The sequence below is a fragment of the Dolichospermum planctonicum genome, assembly GCF_005402965.1.
In the GTDB taxonomy this organism is placed as follows: domain Bacteria; phylum Cyanobacteriota; class Cyanobacteriia; order Cyanobacteriales; family Nostocaceae; genus Dolichospermum; species Dolichospermum planctonicum.
In genome coordinates, this window is record NZ_BJCF01000045.1 from 1 (window position 1) to 23886 (window position 23886).

At 36.4% G+C, this 23886-nt stretch carries 21 protein-coding genes; 13 read left to right on the forward strand and 8 right to left on the reverse strand.

Translation table 11 applies throughout. From position 1 onward, the window contains the following. The 3 genes from FFO06_RS22070 to FFO06_RS16680 form a co-directional block, all read right to left on the reverse strand. Positions 1–592 (reverse strand): cadherin repeat domain-containing protein (locus FFO06_RS22070; RefSeq protein ID WP_236097171.1); only part of this gene is annotated, 592 nt, incomplete at its 3' end. Between the two features lie 2 nt (positions 593–594). Continuing rightward, entirely contained in the window at positions 595–1554 is a 960-nt protein-coding gene (locus FFO06_RS22075) for a DUF4347 domain-containing protein (RefSeq protein ID WP_236097172.1), read from the reverse strand. Between the two features lie 740 nt (positions 1555–2294). Then, on the reverse strand, positions 2295–2732 hold the full coding sequence (locus FFO06_RS16680) for a CAAD domain-containing protein (protein ID WP_137909076.1): 438 nt from the start codon (positions 2730–2732) through the stop codon (positions 2295–2297). 312 nt (positions 2733–3044) lie between these two features. Here FFO06_RS16680 and FFO06_RS16685 point away from each other — a divergent pair, with 312 nt between their 5' ends. Then, positions 3045–4241 carry an RNA-guided endonuclease InsQ/TnpB family protein gene (locus FFO06_RS16685; protein WP_137909047.1) on the forward strand — a complete coding sequence of 399 codons (1197 nt, stop codon included), beginning with the start codon at positions 3045–3047 and terminating at the stop codon, positions 4239–4241. Positions 4242–4304: 63 nt separating this feature from the next. Beyond that, complete coding sequence (gene pcrA, locus FFO06_RS16690; protein WP_137909048.1) at positions 4305–6632, forward strand: DNA helicase PcrA; 2328 nt, start codon at positions 4305–4307, stop codon at positions 6630–6632. Between the two features lie 110 nt (positions 6633–6742). On the opposite strand, the gene FFO06_RS16695 is transcribed toward pcrA, so the two are convergent. Together FFO06_RS16695 and FFO06_RS16700 are read right to left on the reverse strand one after the other, a co-directional pair. Further along, the gene (locus FFO06_RS16695) at positions 6743–6937 is read right to left on the reverse strand and encodes a hypothetical protein (RefSeq protein WP_137909049.1); all 195 of its coding nucleotides are present in this window, start codon (positions 6935–6937) and stop codon (positions 6743–6745) included. Between the two features lie 31 nt (positions 6938–6968). After that, the gene (locus tag FFO06_RS16700) at positions 6969–7337 is read right to left on the reverse strand and encodes a hypothetical protein (RefSeq protein WP_137909050.1); all 369 of its coding nucleotides are present in this window, start codon (positions 7335–7337) and stop codon (positions 6969–6971) included. A 289-nt stretch (positions 7338–7626) separates the two neighbouring features. Here FFO06_RS16700 and FFO06_RS16705 point away from each other — a divergent pair, with 289 nt between their 5' ends. Continuing rightward, positions 7627–8238, forward strand: coding sequence for an esterase/lipase family protein (locus FFO06_RS16705; RefSeq protein ID WP_137909051.1), 612 nt, complete (start codon positions 7627–7629; stop codon positions 8236–8238). 38 nt (positions 8239–8276) lie between these two features. On the opposite strand, the gene FFO06_RS16710 is transcribed toward FFO06_RS16705, so the two are convergent. Further along, complete coding sequence (locus FFO06_RS16710) at positions 8277–8708, reverse strand: VOC family protein (protein ID WP_137909052.1); 432 nt, start codon at positions 8706–8708, stop codon at positions 8277–8279. Positions 8709–8864: 156 nt separating this feature from the next. Here FFO06_RS16710 and FFO06_RS16715 point away from each other — a divergent pair, with 156 nt between their 5' ends. The 3 genes from FFO06_RS16715 (at position 8865) to FFO06_RS16725 (ending at position 13275) form a co-directional block, all read left to right on the forward strand. Further along, positions 8865–9623 carry a TIGR00297 family protein gene (locus FFO06_RS16715; protein WP_028082078.1) on the forward strand — a complete coding sequence of 253 codons (759 nt, stop codon included), beginning with the start codon at positions 8865–8867 and terminating at the stop codon, positions 9621–9623. 257 nt (positions 9624–9880) lie between these two features. Then, the gene (locus FFO06_RS16720; protein WP_137909053.1) at positions 9881–10639 is read left to right on the forward strand and encodes a peptidylprolyl isomerase; all 759 of its coding nucleotides are present in this window, start codon (positions 9881–9883) and stop codon (positions 10637–10639) included. A gap of 32 nt (positions 10640–10671) precedes the next feature. Further along, on the forward strand, positions 10672–13275 hold the full coding sequence (locus tag FFO06_RS16725; protein ID WP_137909054.1) for a type I secretion system permease/ATPase: 2604 nt from the start codon (positions 10672–10674) through the stop codon (positions 13273–13275). A 51-nt stretch (positions 13276–13326) separates the two neighbouring features. Here FFO06_RS16725 and FFO06_RS16730 read toward each other — a convergent pair whose 3' ends face one another. Next, complete coding sequence (locus FFO06_RS16730) at positions 13327–14295, reverse strand: ROK family protein (protein WP_137909055.1); 969 nt, start codon at positions 14293–14295, stop codon at positions 13327–13329. A gap of 626 nt (positions 14296–14921) precedes the next feature. On the opposite strand from FFO06_RS16730, the gene FFO06_RS16735 reads away from it, so the two are divergent. Then, the gene (locus FFO06_RS16735; protein WP_137909056.1) at positions 14922–15920 is read left to right on the forward strand and encodes a ferredoxin family protein; all 999 of its coding nucleotides are present in this window, start codon (positions 14922–14924) and stop codon (positions 15918–15920) included. Between the two features lie 62 nt (positions 15921–15982). Here FFO06_RS16735 and FFO06_RS16740 read toward each other — a convergent pair whose 3' ends face one another. Next, positions 15983–17572, reverse strand: coding sequence for a helix-turn-helix domain-containing protein (locus FFO06_RS16740; protein ID WP_137909057.1), 1590 nt, complete (start codon positions 17570–17572; stop codon positions 15983–15985). 927 nt (positions 17573–18499) lie between these two features. Here FFO06_RS16740 and fdxB point away from each other — a divergent pair. The 6 genes from fdxB to FFO06_RS16770 all read left to right on the forward strand — a co-directional run bounded on the left by fdxB (position 18500) and on the right by FFO06_RS16770 (position 23856). Next, complete coding sequence (gene fdxB / locus FFO06_RS16745) at positions 18500–18793, forward strand: ferredoxin III, nif-specific (protein ID WP_028083556.1); 294 nt, start codon at positions 18500–18502, stop codon at positions 18791–18793. Positions 18794–19205: 412 nt separating this feature from the next. After that, complete coding sequence (locus FFO06_RS16750) at positions 19206–20141, forward strand: cytochrome c oxidase subunit II (protein WP_137909058.1); 936 nt, start codon at positions 19206–19208, stop codon at positions 20139–20141. Between the two features lie 140 nt (positions 20142–20281). Continuing rightward, the gene (gene ctaD, locus FFO06_RS16755) at positions 20282–21961 is read left to right on the forward strand and encodes a cytochrome c oxidase subunit I (protein ID WP_137909059.1); all 1680 of its coding nucleotides are present in this window, start codon (positions 20282–20284) and stop codon (positions 21959–21961) included. 77 nt (positions 21962–22038) lie between these two features. After that, positions 22039–22629: a cytochrome c oxidase subunit 3 gene (locus FFO06_RS16760; protein WP_137909060.1), complete on the forward strand. Its 591-nt coding sequence runs from the start codon at positions 22039–22041 to the stop codon at positions 22627–22629. A gap of 96 nt (positions 22630–22725) precedes the next feature. Continuing rightward, a complete protein-coding gene (locus FFO06_RS16765) occupies positions 22726–23211 on the forward strand; it encodes a hypothetical protein (protein WP_137909061.1) in 486 nt (161 codons plus the stop codon). A gap of 33 nt (positions 23212–23244) precedes the next feature. Beyond that, complete coding sequence (locus FFO06_RS16770; protein WP_137909062.1) at positions 23245–23856, forward strand: cysteine dioxygenase family protein; 612 nt, start codon at positions 23245–23247, stop codon at positions 23854–23856. Positions 23857–23886: the final 30 nt, after the last annotated feature.

The window sequence follows — 23886 nt, forward strand, 5'->3', positions numbered from 1 at the left end:
CTGGAATATTTAATTGATTGGTGGTGTTACTGGTATCTATGGAGATAAGATCATTAGCTGTTCCTCCGCTGATAATTAAGGTGTCTGTGCCATTACCACCTTTGATGGTGTCGTTTTGTTGTAAATTAGCCCATGTACTGGTGATGGTGTCTTCTCCATAGTCAGCATCTATGATATCTTGTTGGGCTGTGGTGGTGAAGCTGTCCTTATCGTTAAGGTCAGTGACTCCAATGGTTAATTGTGTTTCAAAGAATAACCCACCCTGGTCTGTTGTCCTCAGTCGAATACTATAACTGTTTTTGGTTTCAAAGTCAAAGACAGCGTTGGTTTTCAGTTGATTTCCAGTAATGGTAAATAAACTATTATCCGTTGCACCGTCTCCGGTGACTAAGCTATAAGTAAAGGTGTTTGCTGTATCTGGGTCTGTGGTGGTGAGATTACCCACTACTGTACCAATAATTTGGTTTTCCGCAACTGTGCTGGTGGAGAGTGTCAGGTTGGTGGGTGCTTTGTTAATAAACTCACTCACGTCTATGATTTGTAGTCCTGAAGTATTATCAGCTACGTAAGCGTAGTTACCGACTACTTGCACACTTACAGCTTCGTCAGATGTATTATAATTGCCCTTGAGGGTGGGGTAGTGGGGTTGCTTATGTCAATTATTTGTAGTCCTGAATAAGAATCAGCTACGTAAGCATAGTTACCGACTACTTGCACACCATAAGCATAGCCAGATGTATCATAATTGCCCTTGAGGGTGGGGGTTGTGGGGTTGCTAATATCAATGATTTGTAGTCCTGAATAATAATCAGCTACATAAGCATAGTTACCCACTACTTGCACACCTAAAGCTCTGCCAGATGTATCATAATTGCCCTTGAGGGTGGGGGTAGTGGGGTTGCTGATATCAATGATTTGTAGTCCTGAATAATAATCAGCAACATAAGCGTAGTTACCGACTACTTGCACACCCCAAGCATAGCCAGAAGTATTATAATTGCCCACTAATGTGGGTGCAAATACTCCCTGGTAGGTGTGGAGGGTGTCTGCAACAATATCTGACAAATGTAGAGATGTTCCATGGAATGTCTCTGTAACGGGAAAACTAACTTCTAACTGCCAATTTCCCCCTAATGCTGCATTGCCGGTTTTTGTGGTGGAGGCGCTAATGGTGGCGTTGGTAATTTGATGTAATTTGTGAATAAATTCTGCCCCAGCATCCCCAGCAGCGACGTTACAACCATATAGTAAAATATTCTGACCTTGCCACTGTTGTAATTGTTGGGTGTAATTATGAATATTAGTTAAGTTTAATTGACTATTGCCTAAATATAAGCATCCGGGCGCACCGTGGGAAAGGATGTGAATGGTGGTGATGTGGGGATGTTGTTGTAAAATTTGGCTAATTTGCTCAATTCCGTCTTGATCTGGGGAAATAATAACTGTTTTTACGCCTTCGATAATTCCTGCTTGGAGGGTCTGATAGTCGGAAAGGGAGGCATCAATAAAAACAATTGTTGTTGCGGTTTGACGGAGAAAAGAGTTGTTAGACATAATTTTTTCCTTTGCACCTGGTACTGTAGGTTTTTGTTATATGGGGTAGAAAATGAGCAACTTCACGTAATAAAACCTTGTCATAAATAATATGATGGTAATTGATTAAAGTCAGAAGTACAACCGTATATTTTTAGATTTAATATGTGTTAATTAGTGTCATATACATAATACTCTGGTAACATTCATGCTTTTACATTTGTCAGAATCAGGATGTACAGGATGAAAGGATGTACAGGATGAAGATGGGGATTTTCTGATGATGATTTAATATGGTGCGTTACTATATACTCTGGTAACATTCATGCTTTTACATTTGTCAGAATCAGGATATCCAGGATGAAAGGATGTACAGGATGAAGATGGGGATTTTTTGATGATGATTTAATATGGTGCGTTACTATATTATATAGCGATAATGTAGCGAACTGCTTGCAGCAGCGCTTCGCTATCGCTATGTTACACACAAATGCTTTACCCATGGTGCGTTACGCTGTCGCTAACACACCCTACTAAATAATTTAAGGTAGTTCTTCCTCATCAATATGATAATAACATATTTAAAATCCTTTGTCAACACCTGAAAAGCAAATTTTTCGCGGTTTTTTTGCGTCTTGTTCCCTGTTCCCAGTTAAGAGTTCCCAGTTAAGAGTTCCCAGTTAAGAGCTCCCTAACAAGATACCCGAATTCTTTAAGAAGTCGGATATCTAGGTTTGTCTAAATTTGTCTAAATTTGTTAGTTAAGATTCAGAAGTTTTTTTACCGACAACTTGAGATTTGAGGGTGGTAATTTCGCTAGATAACTCCTGTCTGCTGGAAGCTTTGAGTAAATAGCGATAGACAAACCACACAGAGTAACCAATACCGATTAATTCAAAGCTGGGTGCTACTAAAGGAATATCATTAAGAGCACTTAGTACAGCCAATAGTACCTTAACTGCGACTACAGATGTCACTACTAAACCAATAGTAACTATAGGCTGCTGATATTGACCAAAGAACTTACCTACATAATCTGGTAATGTACCCAGAAAACCAGAAACTTGTTGTCCATATTTGAGCCATTGTTCTTGAGGCTGCATAGGCGGCTGAAGTTTGGTAAGATTTCCGGTTTGGGTGTTAATTTGGGGGATAGTTGTTTCTTTGGACTGGGTTTCTTGGTATTCTGGTTCTTGCATTTTTATTTCCATGATTTTAATCGTTGAGTTTTTTACCTAGACATTTACAACCAAAAGGCTGTTAATTGACAATTCTTCCACTAATAAGGATGGGAAATCAGAGATTATTGGTTTATTTTATCAGAAAACGCCGTAATACCCCATCCCTCTACAGGGTGGAGATGTAAAGCAAGTAAAATTAAACACCCTCCAAGGGATATTAAGCGCAGCTTAATCGTGAGAGAGGGTAGTTTCATTTTTACCAATCTTAAAGATTGACTAATTCCTTAAAGTATATTATACTTAAAACAGGTCGAATTAGTAATAAAAAAAATGATTGTTTTTGAATTTAAAGCCAAAGGCACAAAGCAGCAATATCAAAAAATTGATGAAGCTATACGGATAACTCAGTTCATTCGTAATAAGTGCTTGCGCTTTTGGATGGACAATCAAAATGTTAAACCTTACGACCTAAATAAATACACTGCGGTCGTAGCTAATGAATTTGATTTTGCAGATAAATTAAACTCAATGGCTAGACAAGCAGCAGCCGAGAGAACAGCTTTTGCAATTAAAAGATTTTTTGATAATTGTCAAGCTAAAACTCCTGGAAAGAAAGGATATCCAAAGTTCCAAAAAAATAACCGTTCCATTGAATATAAAACATCAGGATGGAAACTATTAGAAGACCGAAAACACATTAACTTTACGGATAAATGTGGAATTGGTCAGCTAAAATTAATTGGAACTTGGGATTTACATTTTTACCAGATTAAGCAAATCAAAAGAATCAGAATAGTTAAACGTTCTGATGGATATTACGTTCAATTCTGTATAGATGCAGAACGGAATATTGATGTTAATCCAACTGGTAAAACTATTGGTTTAGATGTTGGTCTTAACAGTTTCTACACTGATTCTCAAGGGGATAAAATTGATAATCCAAGATATTTACGAAAGTCAGAAAAATCTTTAAAACGACTACAAAAAAAAGTTAGTCGTAAAAATAAAGGTTCTAATAATCGTAAAAAAGCTATTAACCGTCTTGGTAAAAAACATTTGCAAGTTTCACGTCAACGTAAAGACTTTGCCGTTAAGACAGCATTGTGCGTAGTTAGATCTAACGATTTAGTGGCGTTTGAAAAACTGCAAGTGAAAAATATGGTTAAAAATAGCAAATTAGCTAAGTCAATTAGTGATGCTGGATGGTCATTGTTTACTCAATGGTTAGAATATTTTGGTAAAGTCTATGGGCGTGTAGTTGTACCAGTTGCACCTCAATACACTTCTCAAAACTGTTCTAGTTGTGGAGAAATCGTCAAGAAGTCACTTTCAGTTAGAACTCATGTTTGTCAATGTGGGTGCATACTTGACCGTGACCACAATGCTGCAATTAACATTCTCACTAAAGCACTAAGACAAAGTGGCTATGATTTAAGTACCGTCGGGCGGACGGAAACTAATAACGCTTGTGGAGAGATGACCCTCTGCTCAGACTTGGTAACAAGGTTGGGTAAGGTTGCTCATTGAAGCAAGAATCCCCGTCCCTCTATAGGGCGGGGAGCGTCAAACTCCTCATCGTCTTTATATTTTATGATAACAAGTATTGATTTCCTTAATCACCTCAATCCTAGTCAACGTCAAGCCGTAGAACATTATTGCGGACCATTGTTAGTAGTTGCTGGTGCTGGTTCGGGTAAAACCCGTGCGCTAACCTACCGTATTGCTAACTTGATTCTACAACACCGTGTTAATCCTGAAAATATCCTCGCGGTGACATTTACTAATAAAGCTGCTAGGGAAATGAAGGAAAGAATTCAAAGGATATTTGCTGAACAATTAGCAATCACAAAACATGATAAAAAGTTTGATTTACTAACAGAATATGAACAAACTTTGATTAAATCACAAGTTTACCGCACTACTATTAAAGATATGTGGTGTGGAACTTTTCATAGTTTGTTTTCTCGGATTCTCCGTTATGATATTGACAAATATCAAGATGAAAAAGGGAGAAAATGGGAAAAAAACTTTTCTATTTTTGATGAGTCTGATGTGCAAAGTCTGATTAAAGAAATTGTGACTAAAGATTTAAATTTAGATAGTAAGAAATTTGAACCTAAGTCTGTGCGTTACGCTATTAGTAATGCTAAAAATCAAGGATTTTCCCCTAGAGAATTTGAAAGTGAACAGCCAAATTATCGCGGGAGGGTAATTGCTGATGTTTATAACCGCTATCAAGATAAACTTGCTGAAAATAATGCTTTAGATTTTGATGATTTGATTTTAATTCCTACTAGATTATTTCAACAAAATGAGCAGGTTTTAGGTTATTGGTATCGCAAATTCTGTCATATTCTAGTTGATGAATATCAAGATACTAACCGGACTCAATATGATTTAATTCAGCTTTTAGTTACCAATGGGGAAAGACGTAAAAGTGAATGGGAATGGGAAAATCGTTCTGTATTTGTGGTCGGAGATGCTGACCAGTCAATTTACAGTTTTAGAATGGCAGATTTTACGATTTTACTGGAATTTCAGGAGAATTTTGGCGATGGTTTAGCAGATGATGATACCCGTTCTATGGTAAAATTAGAGGAAAATTATCGCTCTTGTGAAAACATTCTCCAAGCTGCTAATGAATTAATTGAAAATAATACCCAACGCATTGATAAAATTCTCAAGGCCACAAGACAACCGGGGGAAGCAATTTATTTTTATAAAGCTGAGGAAGAAATGGCCGAAGCGGCTTTTGTTATTGACCAAATTCGCAGTTTAGAAAATCAAAACCCGGAATTAAATTGGGGTGCTTTTGCAATTTTATATAGAACCAATGCTCAATCTCGACCTTTTGAAGAACTATTAGTTAAGTATCAAATTCCTTATACGGTTGTGGGAGGAATGAAGTTTTATGACCGGAAAGAAATTAAAGATGCTATTGCATATTTAAGAGCTATTAATAATCCAGCGGATACTGTTAGTTTATTGCGAGTTATTAATACACCTCGTAGGGGAATTGGTAAAGCTACTATTGACGCTTTAGTCAATGCTTCCCAGCAATTAGGAATAACATTATGGGAGATAATTAGTGATGAAACATCAGTTAATAGTTTAGCAGGACGTTCGGCAAAAGCTGTGAATAATTTTGCGGCAATGATTGAAAATCGTCAAGCACAAATCACGGTTATTCCCGGTTCGGAGATATTACAAGGAATTTTAGAAGATTCTGGTTATATCAAGGAATTGCAAGACCAAGGTACAGACGAAGCTGATAACAGAATTAGCAACGTTAATGAATTGTATAATGCCATGTTGCAATTTCAAGAAGAAAATGAAGGCGAAGATATTTCTTTACAAGCGTTTTTACAAAGTGCTGCGCTCAGTTCTGATTTAGATAATTTAAAAGAGGGACAAACAGCAGTTTCTCTAATGACTTTACACGCTTCTAAGGGTTTGGAATTTCCGGTGGTCTTTCTAGTTGGATTAGAACAGGGATTATTTCCGGGTTATCGTTCATTACAAGATCCATCGTTGTTAGAAGAGGAACGTAGATTGTGTTATGTAGGTATTACCCGCGCTCAAGAACGTCTATTCCTATCCCATGCTAGGGAACGCCGTTTATATGGTACTAGAGAACCGGCAATGCGATCGCAATTTTTAGACGAATTACCAGCAGAGTTATTAACTACACAGAATAAAGTTAACCGTAGTTTCACTAAGACAACATCGGCAAACCCTAATAAACAAAGCACTTCTCAAGCTTGGCAAGTAGGTGATAATGTATTACATAAAACTTTTGGTATTGGTAAAATTACTCACGTTTTTGGAGAAGGAAATAAAGTTTCCGTAGCCATTCAATTCGCTAGTTTGGGACAGAAAATTATAGACCCTAGAGTAGCACAGTTACAGAAAGTCTAATGGGAGGAAATATTCATAATTAGGGCTTGCTGAATAAGTTGTCTGTTCCCAGTTAAGAGTTCCCTTGTCATAACGACAATTTTTAACGCTAACCTACTTAGTTTCTTAGTTTATATGATTTTAGCGGGCAAGATGCCCGCACCACCACATTTAGCTAAATACAACATATCACTAAGTAGGTATATGATTTTAGCGGGCAAGATGCCCGCACCACCACATTTAGCTAAATACAACATATCACTAAGTAGGTATATGATTTTAGCAGGCAAGATGCCCGCACCACCACATCTAGCTAAATACAACATATCACTAAGTAGGTAAGAGATTACCGGGTATTTAAGCTGGGGTTTTTACCTGGCTTGCCATTTCTAAAAAGCTGTTCATATTTACCCCAGGACGACGACGAGGGGTATTCTTAGGAATGAGATACTTGGTGGCAAAGTTGGTTTCAGTTGGGACTGATATTTTAACGGGTTCAGCTTTGGTGGCTTTTGCTGCTACTGGTGCTACTGGTGCTACTGCTACTGCTGCTACTGCTGCTGGTGCTGCTGGTGTTGGCGCTACTGCGGCTACTGGTGCGGCTACTTGAGTAACATTAGCTTCAGCTTCTTCCTTTAGTTCCAGGTAGTAGCTGTTTCCCTTGTTACCAAATAATCCAGTGATAAAACCGACAATACCCGCAATCAGATTTTTGATAAAGCCCATAAAAAATACTCCTGGTTTATTCTGTTAATTGCTGCCAGTCATAAAAATTACTGGTTGTCACTTAGCACACTGTGAATTAATACTGATTAGTATTTTCAGGTTTTTGGTGTCAACAGTTGCAACTGGTAGATCACATTTCACAAAAATTAAATTAATTATTAAATTTTATTATGAAAATAACATTATGAGAAATTTTTTAACAAATCTTAATAGTTTAGCTTTATGCTCATGTCACATTTTCTATTATCTTCATGATAATACTGAGTTAAATTCTGGAAAATCATGAAAAATGAAAATTACCACCACAAAACAGCAGAATCCGGTTTTATTAGTCCATGGTATCAACGATACTGGGGCGATTTTCGATAAAATGGCGTTGTATCTCAGACAAAGAGGTTTGTCTGTGTATACAGTAGATTTGGTCCCGAATAATGGTGCTGAGGTTCTGGATAAATTAGCGCAACAGGTAGCTAATTATGTAAATGATACTTTTGCACCAGAACAACCACTTAATTTAGTTGGTTTTAGTATGGGTGGTATTGTTGGTCGTTATTATATTCAACGTTTGGGAGGAATAGAAAGAGTAGAGCGATTTATTAGTATTTCTTCACCCCATAAAGGAACAGTAATTGCTTATGGTTCATGGTTGCCAGGATGTGTACAAATGCGTCCTAATAGTCCTTTTTTAGCAGATTTAAATGCTGATGTTGAGATGTTAAAAAAAATAAATTTTACATCTATTTGGACACCTTATGATTTGATGATTTTACCTGCTATAAGTTCCCAGCTTGGGATAGGAAAAGAAGTAAATTTACCAGTGTTATTACATCCTTTAATGCTAACAGATACTAGAACTTTAACAATAGTAGCAAAGGCGTTAATAGAACCTGTGAAATTATGAATTTCTACTTTCTAATATATATACTATTAAACTGCCATCTAATCTCTATCCCCAATTTTGGTATATTCAGCACTGCCAAAAATAGCTTCTGGATGACGATAATACTTAAATTCCATTAAGTTATAAAAAGGGTCTTCTAAAAAGAAAGTGCGATGTTCTAGAAGGGAGTCAACAAAGCGGTTTTTCGGTTCTTCTCGAAATTTTAGATCTTGGTTTTTTGCCTTTTCTAGTAATTCTTGCCAATCCTCTAATTGAGAAAAAATTAGTCCAAAATGTCGGGGATAGATAGCTTTTTGAGGTGTTAAAATATCCTGGGTAACGTGGGCTACTAATTGATGTCCATAAAGATTGAGAATTAAAGCGTGGGGGTTTTCACGTCCGGGTATGCAGCCTAAACCATCAACATAATAGGCTTTGGTGTCGGGGATATTGGTGACGGGGAAAGCGAGGTGAAAAATAGGTTGGTTCATGGTGGGGGTGGGTGAGAGAATATAACTATTGTGGGTTTCTTTATTCCCACAGTATGGAAAAGCCAGGGAGAAAAGAATCTTAATATTAATGTAATAAAAGAGGATAAAATCATTTTATCACATTAAAAACCTGAAAATACTCATAATTGATCACAGATGTTATCTTTAATTGATTTGACAAATCCCTGGTTAATGGGATTAGCCTTAAATACGATTTTACTAGGAATAGTGGCAATTCTTCCCAAAAAACTGCTCACCCCCGCAGGTATACTTAATGCTGGGTTATTGGGAATTATCATTTGGGGAACGCTGGGTTGGCCAGGATATCTAGTGGTAGTGTTCTATTTTATTGTTGGTTCTGGGGTAACGCGTATTGGTATAGCGGAAAAAGAAGCCGCAGGAATTGCAGAAAAACGTGGTGGTGCAAGAGGTCCAGAAAACGTTTGGGGTTCTGCATTAATAGCGGCTGTATGCGCTTTAGGAGTGTTGTTTTTACCTGATTTTAAATATTTGCTATGTTTGGGTTATGTTGCTAGTTTTAGCACCAAACTATCGGATACTACCGCTAGTGAAGTTGGTAAAGCTTATGGTAAAAGCACATTTTTAATTACGACACTGCAACCAGTTCCTAGAGGTACAGAAGGGGCGGTAAGTTTAGAAGGGACTGTAGCTGGTATGATAGCATCAATAGCGATCGCTCTGATTGGTTGGGGCGTAAATTTAATTAATCCTGTTGGTATGATTTGGAGTGTATTAGCTGCATTTATCGCTACAAATTTAGAAAGTGTCATTGGTGCAACTTTACAATCTAAATATACTTGGCTAACTAATGAAGTTGTTAATATTTTTAATACCTTTATTGGTGCTATTTCGGCGATGATAATGGCGTTAATTTACCAAAGTATCTTTGTTTAATTATTCATTGACTAAAATCAAAATATTTGTAGGTTGGGTTGACTCGCGTTAACCCAACATTATGATTTTATTTTTGTCATCGTGTTTACAGATTTCCAAATACTTATTAGTTAAAATTCTTGAGATATTGCCGACTGATTAAGCATATATTTAATTTATCAAATCTTCATGATTACTAAATATCATTCTCTACTGTTTTCTCTATTATTTAATGGAAAGTCTTAGAGATGTTTTAGTTTTATTTTCAGAATCACTTCATGGAATCTGCAACTTTTTTAACTGTAAATAACCAAGAAATCGCTTTAGCTGAAGTAGTAAAGTACCTACAGATATCGGGTAGACTAGGAAATTTTATTAATGATGTACTGCGTCAGCACATAATTGAACAAGAAATTAATACCAGGACAGATATTGAGATTAGTTCGGCATTAATTGAACAGACAATTATTGATTTTCGCCTCAAAAATCAACTAACTGATCCACAAAAGTTTCAAGAATGGTTAATCAATAATGGTACAGATTATACAACGTTTCATACATCTATCACCTTTAGCTTTCAATTAGAAAAACTCAAAGCATTGGTGACAGAATCAAAATTACCAGAATACTTTATTGAAAGAAAGATCTACTTAGATAGAGTCGTACTTTCACGAATTTTAGTTGATAGTCGAGAATTAGCAGAAGAACTGCAAACTCAAATTGAAGAAGGTGCTAGTTTTGAACAGTTAGCAAAAGAGTATTCATTAGCAGATGAAAAAGTATTTAATGGAATGATGGGACCAATTAGTCGGGGAACTATACCGGATATTTTACGTGGGGCTGTAGATGCAACTATCCCTGGAAAATTGATAAATCCCATAGAAATAGAAGGGCGTTTTGCTTTATTTAGATTAGAACAAATTCTCCCAGCATCCTTAGAAGATCCTCAATTAAAACAATCACTACAAAATGAATTATTTGAAAAATGGCTAGGGGAGAAAATTCAAAATCTCACGGTGAAAATCCAAGTTAATTAAAAACTCTAAATTAGCAATCTTTACGAATAAATGTGTTAAACAATTTACTCTGGAATGAACCACCGCTATCTTGGCTAAATGCGGAAGAACAAAGCGAATTAAAACAGCAAGCGGAAATTCGTAATTACAAACTTGGTGAGAAAATTTGGTCACCAGAACTAGGAGGTGAACAGTTTTTAATTATCACTGGTAAAGTACGTTTACGAGAAGAAGGAGAAAATAAAACTGTAGCTACTTTACAAACAGGAAATTGGTTTGGTGACTGTCAGGAATTATTTACTAATTTTAAAGCTGTAGCTGCTAGTAAGGAAGTAGTAGTAGTCTGTTGGAATTCAGAGGTGTGGAAAAAGTTTTTAAATCCTCAGATTGATGAATTTTGGAAAAATTCAAGGAATCAAGAGGAGAAAAAAATCGTTTTACCAGTTACTAACTCTCGCATTTCTGCACCAGCTTTCACACCGCCCCAACCAATAATTTCCCATTATCCCTTTGTGGGAAGTGGGAATACAGGTGCTGCCTGTTTAACAATGGTAGCGCAACATTTACAAAATCCTGTGCAGTTGGAATGGGTACAACGTCAATTGCGGGGACAAAAGCCACAAAATCTAGTAGAAGCAGGAGAAAAATTAGGGTTAGTGTTGCGGAAATTGCAGGTTAATTGGAGTGAATTACGTCAATTATCTTTGCCGGCTTTATTGTTGTGGAATCAAGAGAATCAGGAAAGTGAGAATGATAAAAATGACCAATTAAATAGTCAATTAAATTGGGTTGTAGCATATCAAATGAAAGGTAATTATTTGATTATTGCTAATCCCCAAAATCCTGATTATATTTGTGAACAGTTACCTCAATCTGTAGTAGAAAATTGTTGGGATGGTACATTATGGCAAGTTGAATTAATTTCCCAACAAGAGAAATTTAATTTAGGTTGGTTTACTCCCGCAGTGTGGAAATATCGGGGATTATTAGGTGAGGTTTTATTAGCTTCCTTTACCTTACAATTATTAGGTTTAGCTTCACCATTAATTACCCAAGTTATCATTGATAAAGTCATGGTACAGGAGAGTTTAGCCACCTTAGATGTGATGGCGATCGCTCTGTTGTTAGTGGCGACATTTGAGTGTATTCTAGGTATTCTGCGGCTATTCATATTTACTCATACTGCACGGCGGTTAGATTTGAGTTTATCGGCTCAACTTTTTCGCCATTTAATGCGTTTACCATTGGCTTATTTTGAGTCGCGGAGAGTGGGAGATACAGTTGCTAGAGTTCAGGAATTAGAACAAATTCGTCAATTTCTCACAGGTACAGCTTTAACAGTAATTCTGGACAGTATCTTTGCTATAGTTTACCTGGGATTGATGTTTTATTATAACATTCCTCTCACATTTGTAGCCTTAGCGGTATTACCTTTGTTTGCGACTTTAACGATTATTGCCACACCAATTTTGCGAAATTGGTTAAATGAAACCTTTAACCGCAGTGCGGACAGTCAATCATTTTTAGTAGAGACAATTACCGGCATTCATTCAGTTAAAGCTCATGCGGCTGAACCAATAGCTAGAGAAAGGTGGGAAGGCTTATTTGCCCGCTTTATTCGCACCAGTTTTAAAGCTTCCACCACATCCAATATTAGTAGTAATATCGGTGATTTTCTGACTAAATTTTCTACTTTAATTATCCTATGGTTTGGGGCGAAATTAGTCATTGATCATCAACTTACCATTGGGCAATTAATCGCCTTTCAAATGTTATCGGGAAGAGTTACCAGCCCTTTATTAAGGCTAGTACAACTGTGGCAAAATCTCCAACAGGTGCTATTATCAGTAGATAGAATTGGTGATATTCTTAATGCAGCCCCAGAAACCGAAGCAGGAACAGGTTTAGTATTACCTCCCCTGAAAGGTGAAGTTAATTTTGAACAGGTATTTTTTCGTTATTCTGCTAATACGGAACCAGTATTAAAAGGAATTTCTTTTCATGTTAAACCGGGGCAATTTATAGGTATTGTTGGTCGTAGTGGTTCAGGGAAAAGTACCCTTTCTAAACTTTTGCAAAGACTATATCAAATTGAATCAGGGCGCATATTAATTGATGGATTTGATATTAAAAGTGCTGACTTAGCATCTTTAAGACAACAAATTGGGGTAGTTCTCCAAGAAGACTTTTTATTTAATGGTTCAATCTTGGAAAACATTACTTTAGGAAATGCAGATATTAGTGCGGAAAAAGTTATAGAAGCTGCGAGATTAGCCGTAGCCCATGACTTTATTAGTCAATTACCTTATGGTTACGAAAACAATGTTGGTGAAAGAGGTACAGCATTATCAGGAGGACAAAGACAAAGGATTGCATTGGCAAGATTATTTCTGAGTTCTGCACCTCTTCTTATCTTAGATGAAGCCACTAGTGCCTTAGACAGTGAAACCGAACAACAAGTTTTAAAAAACCTGAAAAACGTCTCTTCCCACCGCACAGTTTTTTTAATTGCCCACCGTTTTGCCCCTCTCAAGCGTGCAGATTTAATATTAGTCATGGAGAAGGGAATTATCGCGGAACAGGGAACACATTTAGAGTTGTTAAAACAAAAAGGTTTATATTGGTCACTATATCAAAAACAACAGACCAATATTTAAACAAAAGCTTTAATTCCTCTCTGCCCTGGGAGCGTATCTGTGTGAAAAAACCTAATTTAATAAGTCTAGACCCAAAGCAACAGCACCCCATAAAGGGGCATCATCACCCAACAATGCCCGGACAATTTCAAAATTCACTTCTGGTAATGCGGTTTCTCTGGCTACTTTTCGCACCGCAGCCCAAAAATTATCACCAGCTTTAGTCACACCACCACCTAAAACAAAGCGTTGAGGATTCATAAGATTGGCTACATTACCAATACCTACTCCCAATGCCCAAGCTCCCCTATATAATACCTCTTGGGCGATTTCATCTCCGTAGGATGCGGCGGCACTGACGACTTTTCCCGTGAGTAAATCCAGATTATTACCGATCAAATACCTAAGTATTTCTCCCCTGGCTTTACCCTCAGGGCTGGGTAGTTCTTTTTCTAGCATTTCTCGCGCATTTTGTGCCATGTAAGGGCCAGAAGCCAACCGTTCTACACACCCTCGTTTGCCACATAAGCATAATGGACCTCTAGGATCTACTACTATATGACCAATTTCCCCCGCCATGCCCAATGCACCTCGCCAGAGTTGGCCATTAATTATCCAGCCTCCGCCAACACCTGTACTAATAGTAATATAAAATAAGCTATCATATCCTTGTCCAGCCCCAAAGCGATATTCACCGATGGCTGCAACATTAGCATCATTATCTATACTCACAGGTACATTATAATCTTCCTCAAATAGTTGTTTGAGGGGAACATTTTCCCACCCCGGAACATGATGAGATAGTCTCACTAAACCTGTTGTTGCGTCCACTGGACCACCAAAGCTGATACCAATAGCATCCGGTTTATTTCCTTTTAACACAGATTTGATGAGCGATCGCATAATTTCTAAATCACTTAAAGCATCAGCATTTGCAGGAGAAAACCGTGATTCATGATACAACCACTCTCTAGTACCAGCCTTAACTGTTGCTGCTGCTAATTTTGTACCGCCAAAATCCAAAGATAAGATTAATGTCATATAATTAAACAATAGGGAGTTTAGGAAACAACTATCAACCATTCACCATGATTACTTAATTATAATTTTTTTGTAGTGCATTAGGAAACCATCTTCACAGCCCGGATCTAAAATATTTCTGGTATTTCTGGATTGATTATCTTTGTAACATATATATAACCTAATTTATTACATTTATAAATGCAATCACAGTGATGCTAAATTTTGGTTAACTTATGTATATTTAAGATTGTCCTCAGGACTTTATTTTTTTTTTTAAATTATTGAGAATATTTTGCAATATAGATAAATTCAGCTATAATTTGAAATATAATTTAAAAGTTAGTGAATGTATGCTATTGGGTATACAGACAAAAGATAGGATTTTTATTTAGATAATTGAGGAAAAACATCATTTAGGAGTCAACACAGAAGATTAAAAATGCTGGTCGAAACCGATATAAAGTATAAAAAATATTACATAAATTCTCCCGCTAAAATGTAAAAAATCTATATTTGAGATGATTACATTTTTGATAACAGAATTTATTTAGCCGGAAAAACTTAAAAAAATTAGAATATGATCAAGTGTCCTCTTGAATTTCTGCTAAAAATTGTCCATAAAATCCATCCTTGAGTAAATGTAAATGAATAAATTTTTTTGTGCTGATAATTCACGACAACTACAAGAAGATATGATTGGTACTGCTACCAACTACCAAACCTATATTTTAGTAGAATGTCCTACACCCTGGACCTATGAAGCCTTCAATTCCAAATGGGTTCCCGACAACTTACGGATTTTAGTAGAAGAAGTAAAACGTGCTAAAATGCCAGTTTGCTTTCTGCTAATTGCTAATGATCAATCCCATGGAGTTAAAGAGACAACTTTGTTAATTTATGAGCAGCAAAAGGGATTAATCAAAGGATATAGTAAGCAAGAATTTAAACTACCGAATATTGAAAAAGCCGCGGGAGTTGTTAGTAAATATTTAGCAGGTTTTAATACTGATTATGAAATAGAAACACCAAGCAGCAGAGATATATTAATATGTACTCATGGTAGCCATGATCAATGTTGTGCGAGATATGGTAATCCTTTTTATTTTTATGCTCAAAATTATGCTAAAAATTATGCTGAAAATAAAAGTTTTGATTTACAATCAAATCAGGTGAGAATTTGGAAATCGAGCCATTTTGGTGGTCATAGATTTGCTCCCACAGCCATAGATTTTCCCCAAGGAAGATATTATGGGATTCTTGATCAAAATACCTTTCCATCAATTCTTAACTATAGTGGTGATATAGAATGCTTCAATAAAATTTATCGTGGTTGGGGAATATTGCCTAATCCTTTGCAAATTTTGGAAAAAGAACTGATCCTGCGTTTAGGATGGGATTGGTTTAATTATAAAGTAACAGGTAAGATACTAGAAAAGAGTTTAGATAATCAGACAATTCTGGGTGAGTTAAGTTTTGAACAACCCTCTGGGACACTCTACACTTACCAAGCCAAACTTGTAAAAGATAATGTAAAAACACAAGCATTGAAAGTTTCTTGTCATGCTGCACAAGAAGTAGTATGTATGAAATATGCTGTATCTAATCTTTGGTTGGTAGCTAAAAAAGTGGCAACTTATAGTTAGGATATGATTGTGAATAGACCCAGATCCCTGACTTCTTAAAGAAGTCGGGGATCTATTTTAAGTTAAGGAATATCTAGCAATTGTCTCAAGAGCATTTGATCATCTAATTTAGCTTTTAAACGACCTTTCTCCACGTCACGAATCCAGCTTTGGCTTTTTTCCATTAACTTAGCTAATTCCCTTTGGGAAAGGTTCATTTTTTTGCGTCCTTCTATCACTTGTTCCCCTAGTAAATTACCTGTTTGTTGATGATTGCTTTTAGGTTTAGTAGTGCGACGTTGTTTCTTATCTGATTCTGAATGCTTTTCCCAATCTGGAGGCAGTTCAAAAGCTAAAATTCGGGCATTCAGGAGCAGATTCCATTTACCACGAGGTCCGCTATCGGTGAGACGATTTTCACCACTACCGTCATTAATCCAAAATTCTAAAGCTTGATCAGGATCTTCAGGAATATCAACTAATTTAGCCCATAAAGGTTGAATTTCTGGGGGATAGGTGACAGGATCAAATAATGGTTTAATTCCATAATGATTGAGAACTTCTAAATCATTTTCATAGGCTTTAAGTAGGCGTTTGCGCTCTTCCCTATGTCTAGAAGCTTGAGTTAGTTTTTCTTCACCATAAGCAACGCGCAGCAAGGTAGGAATAGTGATGCGTTGTTCCCTACCCATTTTAGTTTTAAATAATAACCAAAGCATGAGTCTAACAGCGCCCTCATGTTGTTGCCACAAACTCATAACCGTGGTTAATAAGCTTTTAGGAAGGCTGCCATATTGATAAAATGCAGTGCGTTCTTTACATCCTTGTCTGTTGCAAAAATGTTGCGTCCAAATCCCAGCTTTGATTGTAAATGTTAAGCCAATCAAATATTTACACCCTTGATCATCTTCTTGAAAATGGTGTTGAGTATCTATCAAATTCCAGAGATAACTATCTTTAATAGCAAAACTGGGAACTCTACCTTGTTGCGGCCAGTCAATAGAAACCATGAGAGAACAGGTTTGATAAACGATATTTTTGATTAAACCGAGTTTGGTACTTTTGCTCAGATCCTTACGTTTTTCCAAGCCCAAATACTGTTCAATTTGTCGTTCATCAATGGTAAATTCTTCTTGCCAAGGTTGATCTAAGGCTGTGATTTTAGCCGCAAAAATGAGATGAATACAAGCAGCACGAATATCTAAATAATCAATTGCTTGTAAATTATTATTGGTGCAGTTATTAACTGGAAATAGGTTGTGAATTTGAAAAGAAATTGTCCCTTTTCCTTGATTAACTGAGCGGTGGTAATGCCAATTACCTTCTGCATTTTTTTCCCATTGTAAAGATGTCCGTTGTGCTAATAGATTACAAGCTTCCCAGATAACTATTGCTGAAGCAAAGGGGTTATTCTTACCATTAGAAAATAAATCGGAACTGGTAGCATCTCGTGGTTCAATTTTGCATCTTCCTTTTTTTGCCTGTATAGGTATGGGGGCATTTGTTGGACAAGCAATTACGCATTGTGGTTGTGAATGATGACCATCACAATTATTACAAAGGACAGGATCAACCCAATATTCATCATCTTCGATTTTGATTGCACCCGTAGGACATAGGGGTCGGCATTTGTCACATCCCACGCAATTGTTATTAGGAATTATATGCGGCATAGGAGGTCTTCCTACTTTAATCGTTGAGATGTTTGGCTCAAGTCTCCCCTTACAGAATTTTTGGATAAATGAACTACATTTAGATTTGGTTTCGCGCTATCACTCTTAGTGATCTTGAAGAGTAGACGCTAAGGAACAAAGGCGCAAAGGACGAAGGAGATTAAATACATAAGAACTGCTATAATGTGTCCTTTTGATTGATAATTTGTTACCCAATTACCTCTATAACGAGAAGATATTTTTCTCCTCTGATTAATTACTTATAGGGTTGATGAAGCCAGATTTTGTAGCTATTGATATTTGGCAAAGTTAGACTTTATTACTTCTTCATTAACTATAAATTTCATAAAGATTTGCATAAGATTGTTCAGTATGAGCTTGGCGGAATTTCTTAATATTTACCTAGATATTTATTGTGATAATGTTTATGCTGGGCTATATAAATTAGTCTAAATGTTTTTTATGAACATCTTGAGTAGTTAGGCACAAAATGGTTCAAAAATAAAGGAAATTATTTTTTTAAGTTTGTATTTATAAATACCATGAACGGTATATTTTCATCTAAATAAAAAATATTTGCAAGTGGCAAGTCAATTTAGCTAATAATTGGCGGTAATAATTGATGATAATTCCTATTAATTAAGGTGTTTTTTGGCTAATTGAATCAGATTTATTGAGAAAATAAATTTCAACACAATCGTGGAAAACTTTGGCTAATAAGCTTTTTAGATGCGGATATAATCTAAATTTATCAATAATTAATATTATTTAATAATTTGAACTAACTAAAAATAAATAATATTGTTTAGCAAGTCATGAAAATTTGACAAAAAAGTTAATTTTCGTTATTGAAAAAATTAAATATTAGGCTAGTATGAAGATTAAAGGATTAACTAACATCTAGCTAAAATTGCTGAGGTTCGATTCATGGCTACATTAACAGGATTGACTTTTGGAGGTACTGCTTGGACTCCTAAATTTGCTCAAGAAATTGACAAGGATAAATGTATTGGTTGTGGCAGATGTATGAAAGTTTGCGGTCATAAAGTTTTGGGCTTAATGGCTTTGAATGAAGAAGGTGAATTTGTAGAAGATGAAGATGATGAGGAAATTGAACGGAAAGTAATGGTTGTTATTAAGCCAGAAAACTGTATTGGTTGTGAAGCTTGTTCTCGGATTTGTCCCAAGAATTGTTACAGTCATACCACTTTAGACCAGTAACATTTTGGGTGATTTTTAAACAGTTGATTTTTGTCATTCTCAGCAAGGTAATTAGAGGGGAATCTCGATATTTACAGAATTTAGTTGAAAAGTTCACGGTAAACAGAAACGTAAATCGTCAATTGTTATTATCTAAATAAATCATACTTGCTACTATTTTTTCTACTTATATTTGGTTTATGAAAATATTAATTCTCAGATCCTCGATTTCTTCAAGAAGTCGGGGATTTTGTGGTTATCAATATGAAAAAATATGGAAGTTTAGCCATTTTTTGCTAGTTACAAGTTAGAACAGTAATAGTGAAAAATAAAAAGATGATTCTCTCTGCAAAAGAGAATTATTGATCTATAGAAACAAAGTCTATCTTCACTGACTATTGTTTTATTACTGTTTACAAAGCAGGTAGCATTTATGCAAAAAGTTCCTGTTTCGCTGTGGACACTGTTAGCTGGGATGATCATAGCCCCTATCAGTATCTGGATTGGTCAAAATCATCATTTATTACCGGAAGCAGCATCGCAACAAGCGCCTTTGGTAGATGGTTTTTTCAATATCATGTTTACAATTGCAGTTGCCCTTTTTTTAGTTGTTGAAGGGACAATTCTGCTGTTTCTAGTTATCTACAGACGACGAAAAGGAGATAATTCCGATGGTGTAACTGTAGAAGGTAACTTGAGTTTAGAGATTTTTTGGACAGCAATTCCTACGGTAATTGTGATCTTTTTAGGCATTTACAGTGTTGATATTTATAACCAAATGGGTGGTTTTGGTGTGGGTAGTCATCCTCACCAGGGGTCAACAACTGCTATGAATGTTAGTCATACAACTAATATTGGTATTGGTGAAAATCCTCAAACCAAAAATAAACCTGCTGATTTAGTTGTAGATGTCAAAGGAATCCAATTTGCGTGGTTATTTAATTATCCTGTAAGTGGTGTTTCTGCTGGAGAATTGCACGTTCCCGTGGGTACTGATGTCCAATTAAATTTATCGGCAGATGATGTAATTCACTCTTTTTGGGTTCCCCAATTTCGTCTCAAACAAGATGCTATTCCTGGTGTTCCTACTCAACTGCGATTTACAGCTACAAAAACTGGTACTTATCCAGTAGTTTGTGCAGAATTATGTGGTGGTTATCATGGTTCAATGCGGACACAGGTAATTGTCCATGAACGAGAAGATTTTGATGCTTGGATGAGTGAAAATCAAATTGCTGAACATCAAGAGATAAATCATGCAGTGGCTGTGAATTTAGAGAATTTATCCCCATCAGAATTTCTAGCCCCCTACACTCAGAATTTAGATGTAACTCCCGCAAATCTTGAGTCATTAGCCCATCAATTTTAGATTTTAGATTTTAGATTTTAGATTGATTCTTGTCTAAAATTTTGGATATTGAATCATCCTCGAAGTTTAAAATCTAAAATTCAGTCGTTAGTAATTATTAGCTAATAACTGAAACCTGACAAAAGACAACCAACAAAAATATGACACAAGTAGATTTTCCAGTTAATCCTCCACCAAATGAAAATCAAGCACCAACGCTGCTAAATACTCATAGTTCTCATCCCACAGCGTGGAAAGTTAGAGATTATTTCACATTTAATACTGATCACAAAGTGATTGGTATTCAATACTTGGTGACAGCCTTTGTATTCTATCTCATTGGTGGGTTAATGGCGATCGCAATTCGTACGGAATTAGCCACACCAGACTCGGATTTTATTGATCCAAATCTCTACAATGCCTTTATGACAAATCATGGAACAATCATGATTTTCCTATGGATTGTACCCAGTGCCATTGGTGGATTTGGTAACTATCTAGTTCCTTTAATGATGGGTGCTAGAGATATGGCTTTTCCTAAATTAAATGCGATCGCTTTTTGGTTAAATCCCGTCGCTGGATTATTACTATTACTAAGTTTTTTCTTTGGTGGTTCTCAATCTGGTTGGACTGCTTACCCACCATTAAGTTTAGTTACCGCCAACAACGCCCAAAGTTTATGGATTTTGTCCATTGTTTTAGTCGGAACTTCTTCAATTTTAGGTTCTATTAACTTTGTCATCACCATTTTGATGATGAAAGTTCCCAGCATGAAATGGGATCAAGTTCCCTTATTTTGTTGGGCAATTCTAGCAACTTCCATTCTCGCACTTTTATCTACTCCAGTATTAGCAGCAGGTTTAATCTTGCTGTTATTTGATATTAATTTCGGGACATCTTTTTTCAAACCAGACGCAGGTGGTAATGTGGTTATTTACCAACATTTATTCTGGTTTTATTCCCACCCGGCAGTTTATTTAATGATTCTGCCGATTTTCGGAATTATGTCCGAAATTATTCCCACCCACGCCCGAAAACCGATTTTTGGTTATAAAGCCATTGCCTTTTCCACCGTTGCTATTTGCGTCGTTGGTTTATTCGTTTGGGTACACCATATGTTTACCAGTGGTACACCTGGATGGATGCGGATGTTCTTCACCATTTCCACACTCATAGTAGCAGTCCCCACAGGTGTAAAAATATTCGGTTGGGTAGCAACCCTCTGGGGCGGAAAAATCCGCTTTACCAGCGCCATGTTATTTGCTATCGGTTTACTTTCCATGTTCGTCATGGGCGGTTTAAGCGGTGTCACCATGGGAACAGCCCCCTTTGATGTTCACGTTCACGATACTTATTACGTAGTCGGTCATTTTCACTACGTTTTATTTGGTGGTTCAGTCTTTGGTATTTACGCAGGTATCTATCACTGGTTCCCCAAAATCACCGGTAGAATGATGAACGAAACCTGGGGAAGAATTCATTTTCTACTGACATTCGTCGGTACAAACCTGACATTTCTACCCATGCACAAACTGGGTTTACAAGGAATGCCCCGCCGAGTTGCCATGTATGACCCCCAATTTGCCAGCTTAAACCAGCTTTGCACCATTGGCGCAATCCTTTTAGGTATTTCCGTCATTCCCTTCGCTTTAAACGCCATTTACAGTTGGCAAAAAGGCGAAATTGCTGGTGACAACCCCTGGGAAAGTTTAACTTTAGAATGGACAACCAGTTCTCCACCCATTATTGAAAACTGGGAAGTTCTACCAGTTGTTACCCATGGACCCTATGACTACGGACATCACCATGAAGAATCATCAGTGACAGAAGCTATCAGTTAAAACCCAGAGGTATGCAGAGGTCTTTCGCGCCTTTGCACCTTTGCGTAAGACGAGAAAAAATTTACCAGGAAAATAATATGACTGCAATTACACCCAGTGAACATCACAGCGACGGAGAACATCCAGATTTACGAGTGTGGGGTTTAATCACATTTCTCGCTTCTGAATCTTTGATGTTTGGCGGATTTTTCGCCACTTATTTGTTTTTTAAAGGGACGACAGCAGTTTGGCCACCAGAAGGCACAGAAGTAGAATTATTTATCCCCGCTATTAACACTATCATCCTCATTTCTAGCAGTTTTGTCATTCATTTTGGTGATATGGCAATTAAAAGAAATAGTGTGGGTTGGATGCGGTTTTGGTATTTTATCACCGCCATTATGGGTGCTGTATTCCTAGCTGGTCAGGTTTATGAATACATGAATTTAGGTTATGGATTCACTACCAATATTTTCTCGAATTGCTTTTATTTAATGACAGGTTTTCACGGCTTGCACGTCTTTGTAGGACTGTTATTAATTTTAGGTGTCCTATGGCGTTCTTTCCGTCGTGATCATTATTCTGCTACTAAACATACTGGCATAGAAATGGCAGAAATTTACTGGCACTTTGTTGATATCATTTGGATTATTCTCTTTACTTTGGTCTATCTTCTCAATATTTTGTAAAAATGGATTGTGAGTAATTCCTAATTACGAATTACTCATATTCTTGTCTAAAATAATTATCATAATTTCAGCAAAAACTTCTAGGGATTAACTATTATGAAAACTGATAACAATAGATTTTCATGGTTTGATGTTGCAGATGATATCAAAGAATTATTGATATTAGCCGCAGCCACCTGGGAAAATACAGAAGAATCGACAAAATATATGCAGCAAGCTTTGGCTAAAACAGCAGATAATACAGATATTTTAGTCGCAGCTTATAGATATTTTTACTACAAAAATAATTATGGTTTAGCACTGACAACAGCAGAGAAAATAACCGCTAAAATCAAAGCAGTGGAAAATCTACCTGATAAGTGGGAAGAACTTAAACCTATCTTAATCAAACGTCAGGAAGAACCGCAAATCAGATTGTATTTGAATGCTTATGCTGCTTCTGGTTTGGTATTAGCTAAACTAGGAAAAATAGAAGAAGCGAAGGAAATTAGTAGCAGAATTAAAGGAATTGATGACAAAAATGATTTTGGTGCTGGTATTCTGCTAGAGATTTTAACTCGTCCACCGGAAGCAGATGATTAAACTTTCGTTAACTTTCATAAACGTTCATAAATTATGCAAGGTAAAGATTGGTTTGTTGCGGAAAATGGAGAATATCAAATTTGTAAATCAGCAAGGTCATGGGATTTATTGCAGGATAATTATCGTCTGTATCGCTTTTTAACTGAAGTGGAAGATGTACTCAATCATGTTGAAGAGGAATCAATCCAACTTCCAGCAATAAGAACCCTGGTAAGACGATTAATTGTTAATTCCTATTGGGTACAAAGTCAGTTTTTAAAACCTGATGCCAAAACGGGAATTTCTGTTTTATTATTATATGATGAATTAGGATTTCCCTTGACCGTACAAACAGTAACATTTGCACCAGGAACAACTTCCACTATTCATAATCATGGCACATGGGGAGTAATTGCTATATTAAAAGGTCAGGAAAAAAACACATTTTGGCGACGTAGTGGAAATCCTGATTTTCCTGATAAAATTGAAAGAACAGGAGAAATCAACTTATTTCCTGGTGATATTATCAGCTTGACACCTGAGACAATACATGATGTTCAAGCAATGGGTGAAGAACCAACAGTAACATTTAATATTTATGGAGAAACAAACCCAAACCAGAGATTTGAATTTGATGTAATTAACCACGTTGCTAAAAAGTTTTAAAGAATTTTCAAGCTAATGGCAAAAATAGCA

Coding starts and splice junctions, on each gene's coding strand:
- FFO06_RS22075 (WP_236097172.1), bottom strand. CDS start 1,554: ATGTCTAACAACTCTTTTCTCCGTCAAACCGCAACAACAATTGTTTTT.
- FFO06_RS16680 (WP_137909076.1), bottom strand. CDS start 2,732: ATGCAAGAACCAGAATACCAAGAAACCCAGTCCAAAGAAACAACTATC.
- FFO06_RS16685 (WP_137909047.1), top strand. CDS start 3,045: ATGATTGTTTTTGAATTTAAAGCCAAAGGCACAAAGCAGCAATATCAA.
- pcrA (WP_137909048.1), top strand. CDS start 4,305: ATGATAACAAGTATTGATTTCCTTAATCACCTCAATCCTAGTCAACGT.
- FFO06_RS16695 (WP_137909049.1), bottom strand. CDS start 6,937: ATGTTGTATTTAGCTAGATGTGGTGGTGCGGGCATCTTGCCTGCTAAA.
- FFO06_RS16700 (WP_137909050.1), bottom strand. CDS start 7,337: ATGGGCTTTATCAAAAATCTGATTGCGGGTATTGTCGGTTTTATCACT.
- FFO06_RS16705 (WP_137909051.1), top strand. CDS start 7,627: ATGAAAATTACCACCACAAAACAGCAGAATCCGGTTTTATTAGTCCAT.
- FFO06_RS16710 (WP_137909052.1), bottom strand. CDS start 8,708: ATGAACCAACCTATTTTTCACCTCGCTTTCCCCGTCACCAATATCCCC.
- FFO06_RS16715 (WP_028082078.1), top strand. CDS start 8,865: ATGTTATCTTTAATTGATTTGACAAATCCCTGGTTAATGGGATTAGCC.
- FFO06_RS16720 (WP_137909053.1), top strand. CDS start 9,881: ATGGAATCTGCAACTTTTTTAACTGTAAATAACCAAGAAATCGCTTTA.
- FFO06_RS16730 (WP_137909055.1), bottom strand. CDS start 14,295: ATGACATTAATCTTATCTTTGGATTTTGGCGGTACAAAATTAGCAGCA.
- FFO06_RS16735 (WP_137909056.1), top strand. CDS start 14,922: ATGAATAAATTTTTTTGTGCTGATAATTCACGACAACTACAAGAAGAT.
- FFO06_RS16740 (WP_137909057.1), bottom strand. CDS start 17,572: ATGCCGCATATAATTCCTAATAACAATTGCGTGGGATGTGACAAATGC.
- fdxB (WP_028083556.1), top strand. CDS start 18,500: ATGGCTACATTAACAGGATTGACTTTTGGAGGTACTGCTTGGACTCCT.
- FFO06_RS16750 (WP_137909058.1), top strand. CDS start 19,206: ATGCAAAAAGTTCCTGTTTCGCTGTGGACACTGTTAGCTGGGATGATC.
- ctaD (WP_137909059.1), top strand. CDS start 20,282: ATGACACAAGTAGATTTTCCAGTTAATCCTCCACCAAATGAAAATCAA.
- FFO06_RS16760 (WP_137909060.1), top strand. CDS start 22,039: ATGACTGCAATTACACCCAGTGAACATCACAGCGACGGAGAACATCCA.
- FFO06_RS16765 (WP_137909061.1), top strand. CDS start 22,726: ATGAAAACTGATAACAATAGATTTTCATGGTTTGATGTTGCAGATGAT.
- FFO06_RS16770 (WP_137909062.1), top strand. CDS start 23,245: ATGCAAGGTAAAGATTGGTTTGTTGCGGAAAATGGAGAATATCAAATT.